General features: G+C 39.2%; 17 protein-coding genes. All 17 read right to left on the reverse strand.

Annotated elements, in window-relative coordinates; all coding sequences use genetic code 11:
- Positions 1 to 114: 114 nt before the first annotated feature.
- The 17 genes from I6F54_RS13765 to tssB all read right to left on the reverse strand — a co-directional run bounded on the left by I6F54_RS13765 (position 115) and on the right by tssB (position 22,380).
- Complete coding sequence (locus tag I6F54_RS13765; protein WP_197141861.1) at positions 115 to 1,053, reverse strand: hypothetical protein; 939 nt, start codon at positions 1,051 to 1,053, stop codon at positions 115 to 117.
- A gap of 115 nt (positions 1,054 to 1,168) precedes the next feature.
- Positions 1,169 to 1,915 carry a hypothetical protein gene (locus I6F54_RS13770; RefSeq protein ID WP_197141863.1) on the reverse strand — a complete coding sequence of 249 codons (747 nt, stop codon included), beginning with the start codon at positions 1,913 to 1,915 and terminating at the stop codon, positions 1,169 to 1,171.
- A 100-nt stretch (positions 1,916 to 2,015) separates the two neighbouring features.
- A complete protein-coding gene (locus I6F54_RS13775) occupies positions 2,016 to 3,185 on the reverse strand; it encodes a hypothetical protein (protein ID WP_231613036.1) in 1,170 nt (389 codons plus the stop codon).
- Between the two features lie 26 nt (positions 3,186 to 3,211).
- On the reverse strand, positions 3,212 to 7,069 hold the full coding sequence (locus I6F54_RS13780; RefSeq protein WP_197141865.1) for a toxin VasX: 3,858 nt from the start codon (positions 7,067 to 7,069) through the stop codon (positions 3,212 to 3,214).
- A complete protein-coding gene (locus tag I6F54_RS13785) occupies positions 7,066 to 8,091 on the reverse strand; it encodes a DUF4150 domain-containing protein (protein ID WP_197141867.1) in 1,026 nt (341 codons plus the stop codon). Before I6F54_RS13785 ends, I6F54_RS13780 begins: the two co-directional genes overlap by 4 nt.
- Complete coding sequence (locus tag I6F54_RS13790) at positions 8,088 to 8,987, reverse strand: hypothetical protein (protein WP_165739414.1); 900 nt, start codon at positions 8,985 to 8,987, stop codon at positions 8,088 to 8,090. The genes I6F54_RS13785 and I6F54_RS13790 overlap by 4 nt, the downstream gene beginning before the upstream one ends.
- Complete coding sequence (locus tag I6F54_RS13795; protein ID WP_165739412.1) at positions 8,977 to 10,008, reverse strand: DUF2169 family type VI secretion system accessory protein; 1,032 nt, start codon at positions 10,006 to 10,008, stop codon at positions 8,977 to 8,979. Before I6F54_RS13795 ends, I6F54_RS13790 begins: the two co-directional genes overlap by 11 nt.
- A complete protein-coding gene (locus I6F54_RS13800; RefSeq protein WP_197141869.1) occupies positions 9,998 to 11,167 on the reverse strand; it encodes a hypothetical protein in 1,170 nt (389 codons plus the stop codon). The genes I6F54_RS13795 and I6F54_RS13800 overlap by 11 nt, the downstream gene beginning before the upstream one ends.
- A 4-nt stretch (positions 11,168 to 11,171) precedes the next feature.
- A complete protein-coding gene (locus I6F54_RS13805; protein ID WP_165729459.1) occupies positions 11,172 to 11,588 on the reverse strand; it encodes a hypothetical protein in 417 nt (138 codons plus the stop codon).
- 17 nt (positions 11,589 to 11,605) lie between these two features.
- A complete protein-coding gene (locus I6F54_RS13810; RefSeq protein ID WP_197141948.1) occupies positions 11,606 to 13,627 on the reverse strand; it encodes a type VI secretion system Vgr family protein in 2,022 nt (673 codons plus the stop codon).
- A gap of 25 nt (positions 13,628 to 13,652) precedes the next feature.
- Positions 13,653 to 16,388 (reverse strand): type VI secretion system ATPase TssH, encoded by a 2,736-nt coding sequence (gene tssH / locus I6F54_RS13815; protein ID WP_197141871.1) that lies wholly within the window; start codon positions 16,386 to 16,388, stop codon positions 13,653 to 13,655.
- An 18-nt stretch (positions 16,389 to 16,406) separates the two neighbouring features.
- A complete protein-coding gene (gene tssG, locus I6F54_RS13820; protein WP_197141873.1) occupies positions 16,407 to 17,390 on the reverse strand; it encodes a type VI secretion system baseplate subunit TssG in 984 nt (327 codons plus the stop codon).
- The gene (tssF, locus tag I6F54_RS13825) at positions 17,387 to 19,105 is read right to left on the reverse strand and encodes a type VI secretion system baseplate subunit TssF (protein WP_197141883.1); all 1,719 of its coding nucleotides are present in this window, start codon (positions 19,103 to 19,105) and stop codon (positions 17,387 to 17,389) included. Before tssF ends, tssG begins: the two co-directional genes overlap by 4 nt.
- 21 nt (positions 19,106 to 19,126) lie before the next feature.
- A complete protein-coding gene (gene tssE, locus I6F54_RS13830; protein WP_165729455.1) occupies positions 19,127 to 19,534 on the reverse strand; it encodes a type VI secretion system baseplate subunit TssE in 408 nt (135 codons plus the stop codon).
- A 56-nt stretch (positions 19,535 to 19,590) separates the two neighbouring features.
- Entirely contained in the window at positions 19,591 to 20,076 is a 486-nt protein-coding gene (locus I6F54_RS13835) for an Hcp family type VI secretion system effector (protein WP_007584479.1), read from the reverse strand.
- 245 nt (positions 20,077 to 20,321) lie between these two features.
- Complete coding sequence (gene tssC, locus I6F54_RS13840; RefSeq protein WP_024594497.1) at positions 20,322 to 21,848, reverse strand: type VI secretion system contractile sheath large subunit; 1,527 nt, start codon at positions 21,846 to 21,848, stop codon at positions 20,322 to 20,324.
- A 10-nt stretch (positions 21,849 to 21,858) separates the two neighbouring features.
- A complete protein-coding gene (gene tssB / locus I6F54_RS13845; protein WP_007584482.1) occupies positions 21,859 to 22,380 on the reverse strand; it encodes a type VI secretion system contractile sheath small subunit in 522 nt (173 codons plus the stop codon).
- Between the last annotated feature and the right edge of the window lie 54 nt (positions 22,381 to 22,434).

Here is a 22,434-nt window from a genome sequence, read left to right on the forward strand (position 1 = left end):
TTGTGATAATAAAACTAGACAGCCATTCTTATTATATAAACTAAATCCCGCCATAAAAGGTACTCAGGGTATCCCACACGTTAATTGCATAAATAAACGTTTCGCTTTGTATTTTCAATTAAGTGTTTGTTTTCGCTCGGGCTCAGGCGTCCAGCGTTGCCATGGTTTGGTGATTTCGGGTTGTGGCTCGTCGCTGTACCAATCTATTTTATATGCTTCAGCATATAGCTCATCATATATTTCGGTTTGTTGTGCAAAGCTCATGTCACGCCAGTAAACCTCAGGGCGATTGTTTTGTTTATCAAACTCAGCGGTGATTGAATCTAGGTGCCTGTACCCCTCATATTCAGGTATATCAGGTAATGGCTTGGTGTTATCCATAAAGCGCACTAGGCGCTCCCAAAACAGTAAACAATAAATTGGGTTTTGTGCTAACTCTGTCACTACAATCGTCATTTTTGTTTGTGGGTATTTATCTATATTTTTATGGGAGAGTCTTGGAAAAAATGCCCGCGAGCCCGACTGCGAGGTGCTTTCGTTTATTAATGAGCATTGCATATCTCGCCAATCAAAACAGCAATTACCAAACTCATCTCGTGCTTCACAATCTGGGATATCAAAGGTATAACCAACCATACCTGTTTGACGGTCAAAATACGCTAACTTAGGAGGCGCCATCCTATCCCAGAGTGGTTGAAGGTTTAAAAATGTAAGGTTAAAGCCGAGTACTAAATAAAGTAACCACCAATGAAAAGCATCGTCCTCTCCATGAAATGGGATTAGCATTATATCTAAAGCAACAACCAAACTACCACAAAACCCCAAAAACATGGGACCAAAGATAAGTGCTCTCATGGGGTCATTACCGCATGAATGGACTTGAAAGCGCTGGGGTTGTGCCTTTAGGCCTAACTTATCGATATATAGCCAATCATAAAGAATACATAATCCACCAAATTTTCTTGTAAGACTTTTACTTGTCTTAGCATTAAAGTATTTATTAAAAATTGTTTTTTTAGCCAGCGGGCCACCTAAGTAATTATAAATAGACATATTATTCCTTTAACAAACTCAAACTATGTATAGCTCAAGCTCAAACTTCCTTTAAGTTATAAAGCGGCTTTTATAATGCGCTTAAGGTATGCCCATAAACAACTACTGCGCTAAGCTATTGCTCATTGTTAGTTTTAGCTAAATTAATTCCATATACTTTACGGTATAGCAACGACAAAAGGGAAAGTAATGTAATTAAAATAAACCACGTTATATTTGAATTTAAAAAAGCGCTTTTAATAAAAGAAGTTGATATGAAACTCAGTGTATTAAAATCTATTTCACCTTTAATATAAAAACTTAAGAAAGGAAATAAAATCATAATAATTAAAGAAAATAAGATTAAAAAACTGTTCAAAAAGAATGATAAGAGTTCTTTTTCAGCAGCCATCCCAGTAAATACGCCTGTTTTATCTAATGTGTTTAAATAATTTCGACAATGAAAAAAACGGTCACTTTTATTCTTTTCTTTTTTATCTTTATTCTGTTTCGAATTAAAGAAACATAACAATGACAAAATTACCCCACCCTCAATCAAGTAATAAAAAACATAAGGGTAATCACCATTAACAAGTATAAAAAAATTAGACAGAAAAAAATAGACACAGAGGTTGAATTTATCAGCCGTTTTTAATACTAAAAAAAATACTATAGACATTACCAGTGGTAATAAAAAAAACGAATCCCAAGGTACTAAACTCGAACATGCTCCAGCTACTGTGTTGCATATATTATTATCGTATGTAGTACTATTAAAACTTAAAATGGGTCTTGAGTTTAATGAATTATAACTCAATAAAAAATAGACAAAAAAACTCATAAGCATTGCGAGTGATAAATTTTTAAATGCAAAGCGATTCATAAAAATCCTTTTAAAGTACCTTAAACAATAAAAGCTCTATTATTTAAGGTTGGTTTTAATAAAGTAAAGCTACTATTTATGCTCAGCGTTGTTTTTTACATCACCATACTTCATGTCTGTTTACTTGGCAGTCATCCGGGTCTAAATAAGGTTTTAGCTCCTCAGGAAAAGCGTGTTTTTCCGTTATATCTTTATCGATTTTGAAGTAGTGCTCTATCGATTGATATAAATGCGTGCCAAGCGGGATTGATGTATCCATAAAAGTCATGGCTGTTGCATATTGCAGCGAATCCCACTCTCGGTTAAAACCACCCACGTAAAATATTGGTTTAGTGAGACGATAACGTTTCGGGTATTTTAACGGCACCATAAGGGACACAAACACGCGTGAACCACCACGGGCTGAGCCGACATTAAGCTCATTTGCACCATAGCAAACAATATCTTCGTAAGGTAAGTAAAACGGTTTTCTAAGTAATGTATGCGGAGTTTTTACAAGCCCAGTATGGCGATTAAAGTAAAACTTATCTCGGTGCGATAAAATAGCTCGGTGTTTTAACGTAAACACTCCTAAACCAAAGAGCATCACATAGATTGAAGCCATCACCCAGAAATATTCAAACCCGTCCATGATAAGAGCAAGAATATGGAAACCAAATACGAGTAATGCGAGGCTCGTACAACCAAAGCCAAGAATAGTAAATAAATTCGACCACCCCCCAAACCATGAAATAGCAAGTTGTTGCCCATCGGTGCGAACCCAATGTCCCTCAAGTGTTGACCCACTATCTGGGGATTCAAGCTCTGCCGCATATTCATCAGTAAAACGCTTACTTTTAAACGTGCGAGTTTTGAACCTGCAACCATTGAGTGCTTCGGCTTTTTTTAATCGCGTTTCATAGCTGTCTTTATGTAAGTAGTCTCTTGGCAGTTGCTCTTCGTAGGTTGCTCTATTATCACGGTATCTTCTTTCGTTTCTAGTTCGCTTTCGTATTTCAGCCACTTTCTCGGGGTTATTTTTTCTAAACTCTTCTCTTCGCACCACCGCTTTTTCATCCAAAGCCAGTTGCTTTATGGTTTTATCTTTTGCTCTAGCGGGGTCTCGACCAGGATTTTCAACGCACCACTGTTTAATTGCGTTAATACGGTTTTCTCTTTTTATTTTTTCTCGTTCTTCGTGAGTTAAACCATCTTCCTCTTCAGCAATGAGACGCTCAGCTAGCTCATTAAATATTTTTTCTTCCTCTACGTTTTTATCATCTATGTTCATAGTTACTCCTTTACGCGATCTACTTCTTATAAATTAATTACTGCTTGGCTGATTACTTGACCAATGCGGTGACTGTACCTGCGGTCATCACCCCAAGATAATGCTCCAGGTTTTTCACCCGCTTTGTAATACTCGATTGGTAAGCCATAGGTACTATTAAAACCTTGAATAGTCGGCTGGCCTTTGCCATTTGGATAAACTGTTGCCTCTAATTTAAGCTCTATTTGGTCGCCTGATTCTAACCCGAGCGCGGCCAATAAAACGTGGTTATTTGTTTCAGCTTGCCAACCTGTTCGAGCTGGCTGCAAAGTCCATATACTTTTAAGAAAAATAACCGAGTCTAAAGGAATTTGACTAAAGTGCTTATGCTTAGTGAACCTTGCCAGTCTAGAGTCATAATCTGTTAATAATGATGCCGCATAATAATTTAGCATTCCCTTATCAGGTGGAAGCATTCGCCAGCTAACTTTTGTATCGACACCTTCTTTCACTGCTACTACGGGAGCTGTTAACCCCATTGAGACTGTTTTGGAATGTTCATTCGCGATTACTTTTGTATAAGGCTTATAAAGTGCGTTATATATATCGAGTAGTGCTAAATCAGGGCGATTTCTCCATTGTTCGGCTCGCACACTTATTGAACCATCGTTAATAAAAGCAGCCTTACCCCATGGGCTTGCATGTAGCCATGCCTCAACCTCTGATTCGCTAAAGTAATAAATAAGCCCTGCCGCAATTAGAATTATCACTAAGCCTGCTATCCCAAATACGGCGATCAATGCAGATGCCCCTTTAGTGACAATGGCAATGCCCGACGCTGCGGTCATGCTTAAAAAGCCTAAAGCCATAACAGAATTAGCCGTGGCAAGATCCACATTACCCTTGTTATATTCATTAACGGCATCTCTTACAGCCACATACGTACTAATAGCACCAGCTACTAATGTAAAAAAGTTTGCAGTGTAAAATAGGGCTACTTTTGCTGATAAAACACTGAGCCTTCCTCTTAGTATTTTTTTACTAAGCTCGCTAGCTGGCACTTTATTGTCAGCATATAAAATCAACTGACCAGAGCTTGGCATACCATAACGACGCTCAATAAGGTCTTTACCTATATTCACCATTATATCAACTAAATCAGCAAACGCTGATGCTTTATCTATCGCACTAACGCCATCACCAGTTATAACGGTATAAAAGTTGATGGCTTCTAGCCCAGAAACAAACGGCAAAACACCAATACTGGCAGAGCCAACTTTGCCCATTTGCTGCTTACCCAATGCTGTTTTCGCGTATTTTTTGAGGGATTTATTATGATCTTTATACCCAGTTAAATCCCAGTTTGTTTTCCCCAGCCTAGCTTCATCTTCTCTTAAATCATCACTAAGTTCATCAAAGCTTTCTTCTAGTGCTGCCAACTTATCCTTATCTAGCACTACCATTTTTTGTATCACTTTGTTCTTGGCGTTGTCTGATTGGTAGTATTGCTTAGTGACCATGGCTTCAAGTTCATTTAAAGAGCCATCTAAGCTTGTAATAAGATCTAAACGAGCGGGTATGGTTACTTTATCGTTAACTTTAAGTTTAACAATGGGCCGCGTTCCGCCATTGCCTGGGTAACTACCCTGGCTCAGTGCTTCGTCAATACCTTCGGTTATTTTATTAAATTCTAAAATTCGTTGTTCGGCACGCTTAGAACGGCTGTCAAAATTAAGCGGGACGACTGAATCAGGTAAGTTACCTTCATAGTAGTCATTAACATCAATATCAATCTCAACGAGTAAACCATCCGAAACCATGTGCGCGAGATGCATTATTTTTTGATAGGGGTTATACGACATCGCAACTGACTTAATACGTGCCTCACTATTAAGCATGTCTAAACCCACACTTTTTAGCGTTGATAAATGCGCACGGGTGACACTACTTTTTGTTTTTGCTTGTTTAAGTAATGTTTTGTAATGATCTAATTCTTTGTTTCTTTGTTTAAGCTGCCTGTTTAATTGCTCGGTGATATCATCGCTATCAATACCTTGGTTACGCGCTTCTTGAATTAGCTCATTGCGTGTTTTTTCAGAACTTTTAATTTCGTTTTGTTTATTTTTTATCTGTTCTTTTAAGTTTGATATTTGTTGCTTTACCTCATTACTTTCTTGCTGAAGGGTAGATTGTTTTTTTCTACGAGCAGTAAACACATCTTTAATTGTTCCGCCACCTTGAGACATAGAATAAGTGGCAGATGGTACTTCCATAATAATATTAAAAAAGCCCCATATAGCTTGGCTACTACGCCTAAATACTTGCGTTAAATCGCCTTCTATATAACCATCAAGTTGATCATCTTGATTCTCCAAAGACTTAAATTCATCAATAGAAAAATCAACATTTTTAGGATCTTTTTTATCTCGAAAACACTTATATTCAGTCAAATTTGGCTTACTACTGGTTTCATCAGGGAATAGTAACTTATGTAGTTTCAATAAATTTGAACGGTCACTGGTATCCTCAGGGTGTGTACCTAACACTTTTAAGATTATGTGCTGTCCTAGGTCATTACTGTCGATTTGCTTAAGCTTTTGCGCGTCTTGGTCATACACTACGCTTGAGCGAAGCAAGTCTGCCGTTAAATCTTTTAGAGGGGCTAATACGTCACACATAAGTTGATATATATCGAGTCGTCGGTTACCTGAGTGGTATGCATAATCTCTTGCACTTTGATAAAAGCTAGAAGCAGTATCTTCATCCTCTATAAGGTCTTTTACATTGGCTCTTAGCTCATTGATATACTCACCAAGCACAAGCACTTTTTCTGTTGCTAGAAACTTTCTGAATGCTGTTTTATCAAATTTATTTTCTACCCACTTTTTATAATCATTAGCAATGTCCTGCTCTTGCTCAGAGACACTGTCTTCACCATATGTTGCTAATTTGTCAGACACAGACTGGGGGAAAGCAAAAAAGGTCTGTTGAACAAACGATGCTAATTCAAGCTCACCTCGCTGCTCTTTTGAGAGCTCATCAACACTCGAAACCGTTTGTCCATTTGCTACTTGCTCAATCGGTAGTGAGCTAATCACTGAGCGAGTAAGCGTGATATCTGCAGCGGCTTGTCTTACTTTTCCTATTGCATCGGGTATAACGGGACAATAAACTCCAGCTTTGTTTACTACATCGAGTACAACATGCTGAGGTAACTGATTGCTACTATAGCCTTGCTCAAAATCATCAAGCTTATCTAACGTAAACAATCTGTTGTTTCGAAGCTCTATTGCATCAGCATTATTATCTCCTGGCTTAACCGGCTCTCCGTAGTTTAACCTTGGGTCTTCAGGATTAAACCCTCCAAATAATTGAATTTGTTTCCACGACCACTGCACTTCAGAAAAAGCAATTTGTACTTGGCAGTTACTTCCATTAAGTTTATTAGGTACTATAATCGTTTTAAGTGTTTCACCAGTCGCCTCACGAAAGCCTTTATTTGTTTTCCAAGTAAGAGAGCCTTTCTGCCAAGCAAGATTAATATCATTAAACCTTGTTACATCTTTATCTGTCGTTACCTTAAGTTCTCGCCATAAATGCCCATCTAAATATACATATAGAAAGCCATTCCTTAGGTTATTTTTATTTCCATCAATTTCATCATCAGGATGCGCGTAGCGAAGAGGAAAAATATGAACAAGCTCAATATCCACTGCAGTGTCATCTGCATCTCTAGCATTTATTTTATAAAGCGGTATCTTATAATAACCTTCTTGGCGACCGTCAATTGACTTATCCTTCACCATTAAAGATACGCTTTTATCCCCTTCAGATTGGCTCTCAAATACCAGTTCTCTATGTTCAGCTATAATATTAACTTTGTTAGCTATACTCATATCACTCATATTATCGACACTCCATCTTCGTCTAACTTTTCAGATCCTGATATTTTTATGACTATTTTTTTACCGACTTGCTGGTCACCCAAACTACTTCTCACTTGCACACTTAACCCTCTTGGTGATGCGCCACCTGATTGCGCTAGCGGCATGGGTGGGGTGTTTTTTGAGTTTGAAATCATTAAGTCACCTTGGCGAACAGCGGGTTTGCCTTCAATGAGTACGTTAAATGAGCCCATAATAAATTCAGCTTTACCATCGTTAGTGCCGCTCATTAGGCCTTTTTTATCACCTGGCATATCACCCGTACTTTTTGAAAAATTACTTTTTATGTTGGCAGCACCGTTACCATTTATTTTTACTGACCCCGCCACACTTGCTACATCGCTTGCTGCGGCCATATTTGGATAAGGGATTGGGATGACACTTGGGCCTACCGTTGTTAAACATATATCAATAGTGCTTAGCTTGCCGCCGCTACTTTGGTGCACTGCGGTGCGGCCATTAATTAATACATTTTGCCCTGATACTGTGGCTACTTGCGCTGCTTGCGATTGTGTATCTTTGGTTAACTGTTCTTGACTGCCGGCTTGCCACCCTAAGTGACTTGAGACTAAATCTAAAAATAGCTGCGCGTCTGTTATAGGGGTATTAACGTCCATACCCGTTTGTGGCTCGTTCCACGGCAAAATAGGTTCGTTTTTTTCATCATCCCATTCTGGTGGCGGAATTATATAGTCGGGTATGAAGGTGTTTACCATTTCACCGAGTGTTTTTTCACGGTATTTAGGGCGTGCTATTTCATCTAAAAAAGCAGCTTCACCGGCTTCTCTGTCTTCAAAAATAGCAACATTGCTGGCTTTACCTAATGCGCCGTTACTTCGTGCGCTATTATTAAGTCCTAACAAAGTTGGGTTGTTGTGTCGCCATGTTAACGATCCACCTGAGCGCACATCGGCGGTTAGCGCGTCTACATCGTACTGAACACTACCCGCTTGTTTACCTGCGGCTGCATTAATGTATGTCATGAATTTTCACTCCTTGAAATTTTTATTAATTGCTCATTGGGTGAATTAAATAATAAAAACACATGATTTAACCCTTCACTTAATGGGTTATTTAAATAGCTATGCGTAAGTACTAACCCTGTTAGGTTATTAGCAACACCTTGATAACCTATTGTGTTGTTTAAGTCTGCAAGCTCTAGTAATTCATCTTCTGGGGTATATAGCGTTTGTGTATTAGCAAACCATTTTTTTTGCCATGCTAACGACTGTTTACCTGCAAATAAGTAAGTATCATTAACGCGAGCTTCTGCTTGGTTAAGCTGCTCACTTAATTCGCCATTAAAAAGCTGTGCTTCTAGCCCACCTTGCCCATGTGTAAGTAATGCACATCCACCTTCACCATTAATTATACCAGGGGGGCCATTTAAAACTTGCACTACATTATTTTTTGCTTGAGTACTCACATACTGGTAACTAACGCATGAATCTACGGCGATAATGAGGGTATCTGGCGCTATGCTTTTTAAATCAAGCGTTGTAGTTTGTTCAAAATCAGGGACTTGCTGCGAAATCACCTCAGCTAAAAGCTCACTGAGTGTATCGTCACTTATTACTGGGTTGTTTAACTCATCCTGTGGTAATACAAACACTATTTGGCTTATGCGGGATGTTTTTCTAAGTGTTGTAATATCAATATTTTCAAGCAACTGACTTAATAACAGTAAGCATTTGGTTTGCCTATCAAGCTGAGCAAGCTCTTCTATTTCTACCATTATGTAGGGGGCATCTAAGCTTATATCGCAACGTATTAGCGCTTTACTCGGTTTAGAAAACAACATTTGATTTGCAACAGCGGTATACAAGCTACTTGGTGTACATCCACTGGCATTTATATGGCAAAGTACATCAAACTTCATTGTTAGTTTCCTTTTTTGCCACAACTAACTGGCTATTTGCGCCTACGTGTATTGCGTCAATATAACCGCGCCATAACAAAGAAAAACTCTGCGCGTCAGAATCAATAACCAACGTATCGCAGCGCAAACTAATGGTATGTCTGTTTAATGTGTTAACTAGCTGAACAATAGGCTCTTCAAAGGGAAGCTCAACTCGCTGATGCTGCCCATAAGCTTGTAACGGGTATAACCCTGAAAGTGAAAACGCCCACCCTTGTGTAAACTCATTTCTTACTCGCTGATCTAGCGGTGCCATATTGTTAAAATGTTCATCAAGTACTGTTTTAAACGGGTAATTGCCTGCCATAAGTGCTTTTTGATCAATGTCGGGCATAAGCTCTATACGCGGTGACCAATGTGATGGTATAGCTGAAAAGCTTGCAACTGGGGTAGTATGGCTCGGTTTACGAAGTAGTTGGTTTGCGTATTCAATGCAAGGTAATTGCTGCCCTTTTGCTTGTTTGTTTTTAAGCTTAAACCCTCTCCCTATCGGATTTTCAAGCAGATAATTAGACTCATCGTTAAAGTCTTTTCCACCAAAGGCATTACTGTAATTAATGGGTGTAGGCTCAATAATATTAGGATCAGTTGCAACAGGCCCAAGTAAAGAGCGCTTCCAAAAGCGTGCGCCAGTTACACGTAAACGCTTTTTAAATAGTGGCTGCGTTTTATTATGAAGGCCAAGCTCTACTTCAATCACTCGTGCTTGTTTGGCTTTGGGTGGGTAAGCTGTAAAGTCGCCATACACTTCAAAACCTGTTTTAAAGGCGACTTGCTCGTTTACTTCACTCAGTGGTGTATATGCGGGGTCGCCATCGTAGTCATCAGCTAAAACAATATCGGGGCCGGGCTCGTTTGGTGTTACATTGCCTTTTTCGTCAAATTCAAAGTTTTGTTTTACAAGGACAACTTTAGCCAACGTACGGTCACTCAACCAACCATCAAAAAAGCTAGCCTGCCAAGGAGAAAAGTTATTCAGCACTTGGGCTCTCCGCTATAACACTTTGCCATTGTTTGGCGCTCAGTAATACATGGTACAAACCACAGGCCTTTTGCAAAGAATAATGTGGTGCTACAACGCGTTGCACAACTTCACCTGCAAGCATTTTTAATTTTTGTTTTGCATTACTGCACACAAAGCTAACGCCGTTTAACAATTGATCCCCAGGCACTAATGCAAACGCTTGCCTTGCATGCTCTGCATCATCAAGGTTTATGCCGCTGTGTACATTTTTTTCGTTATTTGGTTCTACTACAGTTACTTTGTTTGCTTGGGCAAGCGCTCTGTTAGTAATAATTAGCCATGCTGCGTAAGCTGGTTTTTGAGTTACCCCATGCGCCATTAAATTAATAAATAAAGGCAATGCGCGCTTATATACAAAGTGGCTTAGTACATGCTGGCAAAGCCCGGGGTTAGCTTTACAAAAAAGTAGGCAAGGTTCATCCCAGCGCGGATCGTTAGTAAGCCCTGCTAGGGCAAGTAATTTTGCTTTTTTGTCGTCATCATTTGTTTTAGCAAATACTTTAAATAGTATGTCTGATAAGTTACTTGTTTTATTACAATAGGCATTCACGAGTGCTGCATAAGCAATATCAAAGTTAGTATGTAACATGGCATGGCTAAGCTCTGTTTCGCTTAAGTGCTGTGAAAAAAGTAAAGTAATCGCGTTACTATCAAGCTGTTCTTTTTCGTTGAGTACACTATTACGCAGTGCTTTATTATCATCTAACTGCCAATAACCAAGTAAGTGCTGTAATACACTGTAATAACTTAAATGTTTATCCGACTTTAAAGCTAAAAAAGTTTCGCCGCTGTTAAGTTCACTTTTTAAATTAAGACTTTGTAGCAATAGCGTGTAGATACTTTGGTGCTCTGGGCTTTCTATCGCAAGGGTAATAAATTCATTAAGCGCTAAATGACTTACTTGTGTTAAATTTTTACCTGCAAAGTAATCTGTGGGTGCATCACTTTTTAAATCGCTGAGTGTGTATAAATGATTTAGTAATTGGCTTTCAATTACATTGAGTCGAGCAAGCGGATAAACACCTTGCGCTTGCAACTTTTGTTTGTGTTTTAATAGAGTAGTTAAACGCTGCTGATGCTGCTTAACTTTAGCGACTTGAGCGACTTGAGCAAACATAGTGTTAATTGAGCCTAATTGGCCAGCCAGCCAAAGTAAGATCTTGCTCGCTATTAGCCGTTATATCTCGCCCTTCGAGCACTATCGTCCCGTCGGCAAATACTTCTATCGTCCCTTTAGCCGTTTGAAGGCTAATACTTTGCTGAGCTTCAATAACAATATGGCCTTGGCTATTTTGAATGAATGCAGCGGGTGCTTGATCTTCATTTGCAAGTAGGCCTGTTACTATAAAGCCCTGTGCAGTATGGGTAAGCAGTACTGTGTCGCCCACTTGGCATGGTGTTATATGCGCCGCTTGTGCTACCACATTATGTTCGTCGTTATTTATTGTAACGCCTTTAACTCGGCCAAATTCATCAACTTTACTTACAGGTGCAAGTTGCTGATCGTGATTAAATATACTTTTAACTTTAGCGTTCATTAAATTACTCCTTTAACTTAGTTATTACTAATTGCACTGCCTTTAATTGCTATATTAGTGGCACTTAACGTTATATTAGTGGCATCAATTGTGAGGTTACCCGCAGCATCAATTTCTATACTTGCGCCACCTTGACTTAACTGAATTGAACCCTGCCCATTTGCTTTTATAGTGATGTTACCGCCACTATTTAGCTCTAAATCACCTTGAGGTGCTTGTAGCTCAAGGTTGCCGTCTACCGAGTAAACGCTAATGTCTTGCTGCGCTTGCATTTTAAGCTCATCAGTTGCTGTGAGCTCTAAGTTACCGTCAGCCGCTTGAATACGACTATTTGAGGCTGAGTTTAGAGTTAAATCCGCAGCCGAGGTAACTGTAATATCTCCCTCGCGGGTTTGAATTTGCAGATTGTTTTCTACTCGGGTTGTAAAATTATTAGCGACTGTAAAGTTTGCGTCGTTCTCGGCAACAAACTGAAGGTTTTCTTTCGCAGAAATTTTAACATCACCATCAACAGACTTTAACATTGCCTGGTGCGCACCATTTGTTGCATCGAGTATTAATTGGTTTTTATTGTTTTTATTGGCAAGGCTTATCTTCTCTTCGCCTTTTTTGTCATCCATTACAAAGCTGTGCCCAGCTTTAGTTACTAATTTGTTTTCAGTTGGGTTTTCGCTTGTAACAGGGTTTGGAGCATTTTCATTATAAAGTGCGCCTAAAATTATAGGCCTGTCTAAATCACCATTTTCACCACACACGAGCACTTCTGTACCTTGCGTTAGTGGAAAATGCATACCGTGCCCGCTGCCGCCGTAAGGTTGCATTAAACGTGTAGGACGGCTTTCTTGGCCTTCTCCATCTTGATTAAACGGTAGTTTTACTACGTAGTTACCTTTGTCGTCAATTTCTTGCTCAATTAATGCATTAAACGTTGCAAACACACGTCTCGCTGGGCGTAATGGAGCTTTATAAGGCTGGTTAACACTAATTAAATAAGCTTGGTTTTTATACGTTAAGCCCTTTACATTAGAGCCGTATTCAACCGAAGCACTTTGGCTACCTTTGTGCTCTACACGCGTCACTAAATACTGACCATCATGCTCTGGGTGGTCATAAATATTTAAACGCATACCAGGGCGAAGCGCCCTGCAGTCTGTATCTATTATTATTTGCTCACGTTGGCAATCAAACGCTTGCTGTCTGATAGTTGCTAAGTCTTGGCCTTCGTTTGATTGCCCGTAATTATCACCGTAATGACTATCTTCACCAAAACCAATAACTGACGCACTGTTATTTTTTGAAACTTGCAAATTACCCGGAGCTTGGTAGTTGTAATCATCTAAGTGCGTGCTTTGTGGAAATAATTGGGCCTGTCTACTTATAGCAAAAATTGACTCACTCGTTCTTACTTGCCCAGATGGCGGTACATAGCTTAGGTTTATTTCATCAAACTCTTGCGCTATACCATTAGAATCATTGCAAATATACAATGTACATTCACCACCCGTTTGCTCTACAAAGCTGTATACAAAACCGTGCTTACGCATTAAGCGTGTTACAAATTCGTAATCAGTTTCGTTGTACTGCACGGTCATATCAAGCATGGTTGAGCTTGCTTGCACATTTAATTTTTGCGCAGGGAAACCTGCTTTTTCAAACACGCTCGAAATAATTTTACCTGCATCCATAGCAGTAAATACACGGTTAGAATGCTGATGCTTAAGTAATGTTAAATGAGAACTCATGATCAAAGTATAGTGGTACCCCTGATGACTTTGACCATGCGCTATAAAACCACTAATTAACCCTGATATAGTCCGATCTAACATTGACCACACTAGTGATAACGATACATCTTTGCCTATTAGCATTTCAGATGTTAAATGCTCAGGGCTCAATACTTGGATTTTAAATTCATAGTCTTCACATAAACGATCGTCTCTAGACTCAAAGTCGGTTACATAGACCATTCCGTCAGGCATGCCTTGTATAGCAACACTAAAGTGACTTTTATTGGCCTTGAGTTCGTTAAATATGTCCATGAATCCCATTTTTACGTCCTTTTATTTAAGCGTTATCTGCAAATGTCGCTGTAATTTCGTCTTGTTCGTCAACAGCCAGCGTTAAAATATCAGGCATGTCTTCTTCTGCCATAAACTCTAAAATTGATTTAGCGATACCAGGGAGTATTTGCTGCTCTATAACTGCATTTACCATACGTGCACCACTATCAGAAAGCGTACATTGAGTAGTCAGTTTTTCTAAAACACTGGCATCTACTCGTAGCTGCATTTTGTGGTTTTCGTGCAAACGTGTAGCAATAGCTTCAAGTTTCAGGCTAACGATAGATTGCAGTGCTTCTGAATCAAGCGCTAAGTAAGGTATAACTTGCATACGGGCAAGCAAAGCCGGCGCAAAAAAAGCAAGTAGCTGCGGCTTAATTAAATCAGTAAGCACACCGATTGATGGTACTTTCCAAGGTGTTCCGTCTTCATTTATAGGTGCTTGCGTTGGATTTAGCGCTTCGTTAATAGCTGCTTCTTGCTCGCTTTGCTGTACCTGTTCTTCCTCATCATCTTGAGGACTTAGGTCTATAACTGTAGGCGGTGTACACGCATCGATTAACTCTGCTGAGCCTAAATTAGATGTCATGATAATTACAGTATTTTTAAAGTCTATTTCACGCCCTTCACCGTCACGCATGGTGCCACGCTCAAATACTTGATAAAACATGTTCATTACATCTTTGTGCGCTTTTTCAACCTCATCAAGTAAAATTACTGAATATGGACGCTGCCTTACCGCTTCGGTTAATACACCTCCTTCTCCATAACCAACATACCCCGGAGGTGAACCTTTTAATTGCGATACAGTGTGCGACTCTTGGTACTCACTCATGTTTATAGTGGTTAAAAACTTATCGCCACCAAATAATTGTTTAGCTAAGCAGCGAGCGGTTTCTGTTTTACCTACACCTGAGGGGCCTGCCAATAAAAATACGCCTAGCGGACCTTCATCGTTACTTACGCCGGCTTTACTCACCCTTAGCGTTTGCGCTATTTTAGCCAATCCTGCCTGTTGCCCTATAACTTCTTGGCTAATTGTGGCTTCTAGGTTAATTAAATTACTAATCTGATCTTTTACCATTGCCCCTACAGGCACACCGGTCCACTGTGAAATAATTTGTGCAACAGCATCTGCATCTACTTCACTAAATAAGCCGTTGTCTTGTGTATTTTGCTCTTTAAGCGATTGGCGAAGTGTCAGTAATGATTCGCTATCAAGCTCTTGATCAGTTGCCTGCTTTATCTCGTTAATTTGACTCAAAGTCGAAATTTGAGATTCACGCGAGTGAGTAAGTTGCGCCAATTTATTTTGTGCAATAACCAGCTCTTCAACTAAATGGGTAAGCTTATCTTTATCAACGACTAAACCTTGCCCTAGCTCTACATTAAGGCTATTAATTCTGGTTTCTAAGTAATTAATATGCTCGCGCTCAGACTCAATAGCAGCAGGATCTGTAGCAAACGACATACGTACTCTTGCCGCTGCGGTGTCCAATACATCAATAGCTTTGTCTGGTAATTGGCGGCCTGTTATATAGCGCGACGATAAAACAACAGCAGCTTCTATAGCATCATCCGTAATTTGAATATTATGATGCTCTTGATATTTATCTTTTAAGCCTGCAAGCATTAATTGAGCAGCTTGCTCTGTTGGCTCATCTACTTTAATAAGCTGAAAACGGCGCTCTAGTGCGGCATCACGTTCAAAATATTTTTTATACTCGCTCCATGTTGTAGCCGCAACGGTTCTTAATTCTCCGCGCGCTAATGCTGGCTTTAATAAATTTGCAGCATCACTCATGCCTGCATCACCACCGGCACCAATTAAAGTGTGTGCTTCATCAATAAACATAATTATTGGTGTTGTTGAATTTTTAACTTCGTCGATTACTGTTTTTAAGCGGCGCTCAAACTCCCCCTTAACACCAGCTCCTGCTTGCAATAACCCCATATCAAGCACTAATAAGCGTACGCCTTGCAAATCACTTGGTACTTGGCCATCAATTATGCGCTGGGCAAAACCTTCAACCACTGCTGTTTTACCTACACCTGGGTCACCCACTAAAATAGGGTTGTTTTTTCTTCGGCGACATAACACATCAACCATCATACGGATTTCGTCATTACGACCGAGAACCGGGTCGATTTTACCCTGTTTTGCTTTTTCAGTTAAATCTTCACAGTACTCATCAAGCGCAGCTGTGCCTTGCGATGAATCTGCTTGATTTGCAGACTTTGATTTAGCCGCTATATTTAAACGCTCTGAAGATTGCTGACAAATTTTATCTAAGTTTTCAGCTAAAAAACGTGAATCTATTTTATCCAGTAAAGCGGGTAATTGAAGTACAGGGCTGTAAGGTAATAACTCTGTTAATGAGTCAATAAGTGCAGCACCGGTTATAAAATCACTTTTATGCTGAACATTAGCACTTAACCATGCACGCTCTAGCCATTCGTATAAACGGCGAGAAAATGTAGGTTTACTTTGATTACCGGCAGGCTGTTTATTTAAAAAGTCTAATAGCTCGTGCCATACTTTATCTTGATTAATATTGAAAAAATGAAAAATGTGCTCAAGGTCACCATTACTTCCTTCTTCCATCAACTTAATAAGTAAATGCTCAGGAAGCACTTCAAAATGACTACGACTACTCGCAAACCCAGCGGCTGATCCAAGTGCTGTTGCGGTGTGGCCATTTAATTTATCTATGAGTTGTTTTATACCTTTAGCATCCATTTTTTTATCCTTAATTCCTTAGTGTTTATACTGTTGATGACTGTAGCTATGTGTTGTTGTATTTGCAGCTGCAGCCCCTAAATATGAATTGTGTCCAAGTACTAACGGTTGCTGACCAAGTGCTTGCTCAGCAACCGCCTCATTAGCTACCTTTATTTGGCAAACCCACTCTACATTACTTGGTAGATGCGCAGATAATAGTGCCGCCATTTTTATACCTTCTTCGCTTCTTGGCGTTAAACTCATGGCTGTATCACTATTAACTGGACCTATATCTATTGTTAAAATACTTCCGCTAACTAATACCTTCGTGCCAAGTACTGCAGAGCTGCCTAAAACCATTTGGTTTTCTTCGCCTATTGCACTGGGTGTATCTATTTTTTGCCAATTTGCTCGTGTGTCGTCAACTTTTAGCGTGTCTATATTTAAACTATGTTTAAGAAGCTGCGCTAAGCCAGCAGCGCTAGTTTGCTTTAAACTTGCAATACCACACTGAATTTTTTGATCAGTTTTTCCCAGTAAAATAGATTCAACTAACCCATCAAATTGGCTCGCGCCTCTGCCTGCTATATTAATTTGCGACTTTTTCCAGGCCTGAAAAAGTTGGCAATAAAGTACATGATTAAATATATCTAAAAACTGACGAACGCGGTCACCGCTTTGTTCATCACTTGCTGCTTGCTCTAATACATAGTGTGGCATGGGTGCATCTACACCATACAAACCTAAAAAAGAGGTCGATAAGCTTAATCTTCCTCTGCCATCATTCTCTAATACACATTCGCGTACATCAGTAGCCGGAAAACCAAGCTCTTTAAAAGGTTTAAAAACAACTCTGTTACTAATCCCTTGCTCTAACTCTTGAGGCGCAGCCCAGTGTTTTTCTATTAAGCTCATCGCTTTAAATAAGTTAAACCGCCAAGGCTGCTCAATAAGTAGTTCTATTGGCGCGGGTAACTTAGACCAAACTGGGTGCGCATAATTTTTATCAGCGTAACTCATAGCTGATAACTCTTACCCGGTTCAATATCCCAACTCCACGATTTATAACTAGGAATTGCATTAACACGCGTTTGTACGCTTTCGTTTATAGGGGCATACATTAAAAAGAATTCATGTAATACATTACAAAAATGATATAAATCGGCATCACCAACAAATTTGCTTTCATCAATATCAATAAGTACATCAACACCTTTGATAAATATTCCGCGCTTAATTTGGCTGATTGGCGTTGCTGTTATTTTTAAAATGCTTTCAATTCTTAATCTATTCTCAGCTTTATCAGACCAGTCAAACAACACAAGTAACCTTTTTAGCTCTGTAACTTGCGTAATTTGCGAAAACTTTACATTTAACAAGCTAATAAGCTGCCAATGCTTTGGCTGACTTGGACATGCTAAATAATTAGTTGGGCGTATAACACTTTTTACCTCAACGATGCTCGGCATGTCTTTTCCGCCTTCGCTCAAGTCTCCCTCTTGCAAAAGCTGACGAGGCCAACCAGCATTAAAAGAGGTTAAATCAACTGATAGAGTTTCTTTTTCATCTTCTAAATTAAAAGGGAGTTGTAAATAATGAGTTGGGGCTGCTGCACCTACATCTTTAGTGAGCACAGTAAATAGCTTTTTCTCGTCTTCAAATACGCTTTGATAACGAGGCGTATAATCATACGATTGCCCCGTTACAGAATTTCGACCAGCAACTGCATCAACCGTGTAGCTAAAAACGTGGTCAAAACGAGTCTGATCTGCACTTATCATATAATCAGTACGGTTAGGCTCTATTTTAATGGGCTCTGCGGCTTGGCTAAATAAATTAACTGCTGGCACGCAATTGATTAAAATGTTCTCTTTACTTAACTGATGGCCCGGCGGTAGTTTATTATCCCCTCTAAATACCACTTCAAAACGGTCAATATGCTCAGGAAACTCTTCGTCTTTTAAACCATCAAATGTTAAAAAGTAAAACCGATCTTTTGCATTAAAATAATCAAGTAATAGTGCATATCCAGGATGGCTTTTAGCTGCACTAGGCAGTAAAGCGCCATCTATATCTAAATAAGTCGCACTGCAGCCTTTTGCTTTTAACTTTTTATTGAACTCAAAATGGTTAGAACCAAAATCAAGTTCAGCTTGCTTATTAGGTGTTTTTAACAACTGAAATAAAGCACTGCATAATGGTGTATCGCCACGTAAATAAAAGTTTAGTTTAGATAAATCAAAATTACTTCGTTCACCTTGGCATACAAACTTAAGCCCTATTCGTAGCTCTGCACCCAAGTGCGACTCTTGGTATCTAACATGTTCAACATCCAATGGGACAACATCTAAACCGTGGGTTGTACTGAAAATTATTTTTTTATTATCGGTCTTTGCTTTAGGAGGGTTGAGCTGTAAACCTTTTGAAATAGAATGTGTTTTTTGCATAGCCAATTTAGGCTTAAATTGCACCACAGTACTAGAAGGATAATAACTTAACAGTATTGGACACAGTTGACGCAGCACCTGCTCTGAAACCTCAGGGACTGATTCATCTAGACGCTTTTGAGTATGGGCAGTTAAGTACGCCACGCCTTCTAATAAGCGCTCAATATGAGGGTCTCTATCTTTTAATGCATCAATGTTAAGCATTCCTGCATGCTCAGGATAAAACTGAGCAAACTGCTTACCAGCTTGGGTTAACAAGCGCATTTGTGCATCAAAATATTGCTGCATTCATCAATCCTTTAAATAATATTAATTATTGTTTTTTGCATGTTGCATAACGTCTGCTTTACCGCCAGATTCAAATCGAGTGTTTAGCTTGATACTTTGTCCGCTCGTTAAAAACGCTTGAATATCTAGCCTTATTACACAATTATCTTCTTTAATTTCAACAGGTGTTACATTTGCATATCGTACGCGTGGTTCGTACTTTTCTATCAATTTTTTAACCTCAAACGCTAACGTGTGTTGTGAATATGGTAACCCCTCGTAAATATCCTCTACATCGGGCAAACCATAGTCAGACAAGTGCTTTAACACGCCTCTTCTTGCATTTAAAAGCTCATTTAAATGCTTGCACACACTAACCTGCTCATCAGTTTGAAAACCATGATGGCCATTGCGTGTAACTGGTTGAGTTAAAAAATCGAATAACGCCATATCTACATCTCAATAAAAGGATATGCTTGCGCATATCCTTCAAAATTACTGACTAATTAACGACCTTCAGTCCAAGAGTCAGAGAACTCGATGTTGCCATCTAAGTAAGTCCAAGTAATGCGTTTGTAACGTAGACAAACTGTTTCAAGGTGCGGGTAACGCTCCTTGTCTAAGTCTTTAACGTTATGCATTGTTGGTGAGATCGAAGTGATTTTTACATCTTCCAACTTGTGGCAGAAATATTCACGCTCAGTCCCTGTGTCATCAATACGGTACCATTTAAGCTCTAATTGCTTAAGTGTTTGACCGTTTGAACACGCTTTGTACAAGTACGGCGTAGCCGCATCAACAGCTTTTGTAATTACAAAAGGTTCATGCTTACGAGTACCTGTAAGTTCACCTGTATCGTTATCCGTAGGAATACGAAGTTCATGATCAAAGTGTAGGATCTCAATTGAACCTTCACGCTCTGCAACAGTTACAGAACCTTTGATGTCATTACCTTGGTCATCCTTTAACCACATGTACGCTGGAATTGCCATTTCATTATTCTCCTTTTAGAATGAAGTGTTTCCTGTTAGTTGGCATTGGCATAAATAGTAATATTTATGCCCCCCAAAAAGCCCTCTGCTTCATGCCACTGGGGAATATGTCCCAAGTTGGATGCAACCAACTTGGGGCAATTTTTTAGACTATAAGTCTTAATCCTTTATGTACACCTGCCAACTACTCACCAAATAGACGCATTTGATAGTACTTAAATCCGTTTCATTGGCGGCGTAGCAGTTCATTTTTCGCCAGGCATTTGCCCTACTAGCGCTAAACGAACATCAATCCCTTCAACTTGGAAATGAGGTACAATGTACGTACTTACTCTGTAATAACCAGGGTTACCTGGAATCTCTGCTACAGTTACTTTTGCATCTTTTAGTGGATGTGTAGCAATAAGAGATTCATCTGGGTTGTTCATTTTAGTTACTAATGCGCCAAGCCAATCATTAAGCTGCTGCTCTAATTCATGACGAGGTTTGCTTGAACCAATATTTTCACGTTGTAAAACTTTTAAGTAATGCGCAATACGCGATACTAAGAAAATATATGGTAAGCGTGAGTTAATTCTTGCATTAGCTGTTGCTTCATTTGTTTCAAAAACCTGCGGCTTTTGGGCACTATTAGCTGAAAAGAAACATGCAAAATCTGAATTTTTATAATAACTAAGCGGTATAAAACCTTGATTAGCAAATTCAAGCTCTTTAGTTTCAGAAATCAGTACTTCAGTCGGTATTTTAGTTTCTACACCTTTACCAGCTTCAAATGAATGCAGCGGAAGATTATCAACTTTACCACCTGATTGCGGCCCACGAATATTTACAGCCCAACCATTATCATGGAAACTACGGATAATGTTTGCAGCAAATGCAAATGTTGCATTACCCCATAAGTAACGCTCATGATGCTGCGCACTTACATCTTCTTGGTAATTAAAGTTACGAAGAGGATTTGTCTCACCGTAAGGTAGACGTAGTAAAAAGCGTGGGAATGCTAAACCAATGTAACGAGAGTCTTCTGATTCACGGAAGTTTTTCCAACGAAGAAACTCAGCGCGTTCCATGTAAGAACCCAAATCTTGGATTTTAGACACTTCTTCCAATGAGTCTTTAAGAAAAAACTTAGGACCTACACTACCCATAAACGGACAATGCGCAGCTGCAGATACACGAGATATTTCTTGCAGTAACGATACATCGGGTGCCGAACAATCAAATTCAAAGTTCGAAACCATTGTAGATACTGGCTCACCACCTGGCGTATCGTAATCTGAGGTATATACATGCTTGTATAGTGCAGATTGCGTTGTATCTGGCGCCTCTTCAAAGTCATCTCTTAGAGTTTCTTTATCTACATCAAGCATTTCTATTTTAATATTAGCGTTGTTAGGCGTACGGCTAATTAAGTAGCGTAACGAGCGCCATGCTGATTCCATTTTTTGAAAATTTGGATGATGTAAAATTTGGTCTAACTGCTGAGAAATAATAATGTCTACTTTTGCGATGTAATCGTCTAAAAGTAATTTATCAATTCGCGTTACTTCTTGGCCACTACTGCTAGCCATATCTAAAAATACATTTATAGCTGCTGTTAAGCGCTCATTTGCACGAGTTTCAGCTAGGTTGCTTGCATCTCTAAATGAATCAAGTTTGATTTCATCTGAAACTGGAGAAATATCAACCATTCCACATATATTTTCATAAGTAGATAAAGGAGCTTGCTCCGTGGTATGCGCGGCAACATTTAATTGTTCTTGCATTGACATGGTAATCTCCTTATTCAGTTATTGGTTGTTTTTCATCTTCAGAAGCCAGCGGCGCAATTTCATCCAGTTTAGCTTTTAACTCATCTAGCTCTGGCTGATTTTGTAAAACACGCTCTAACTCTTTACGAAGTGATGAGTTATCTAATAAATTAGATTTAAGGTCGCGAAGTAAATTACGCATAGCCATCATTTTATTAAGCTCTGGCACTTGAGAAGCAACTGATTCTGGGTCAAACGATTTAAAAGAATCAAACTCAAGGTTTACGTTAATTTCGCCGTCACCTTTAATTTTGTTCGCTACCTGAAAGTTCGCTTTAGGCGCCATATCTTTAAGCACTTGCTCAATATTATTTTTATTAATTGTTACGCGCTCACGCTCAGATAGTTCTTGGCTATTTTGACCATTTGAGTAGTCACCAATTACTAGCATCTTTAATGGCAATTCACTTTTTTGTGAAGCGCCATCTGTATCAAGCTCTAACGAAATATTGATCCGAGCTCTGGGGATCTCTTTTTGAAATGTATCACTCATGTTTTTTCCTTTGCAGTTTGGTTATCTACCGACTCAATTCCAATTAAACCTCGA

This window comes from Pseudoalteromonas sp. SWXJZ10B, from assembly GCF_015864475.1.
In the GTDB taxonomy this organism is placed as follows: Bacteria; Pseudomonadota; Gammaproteobacteria; order Enterobacterales; family Alteromonadaceae; genus Pseudoalteromonas; species Pseudoalteromonas arctica.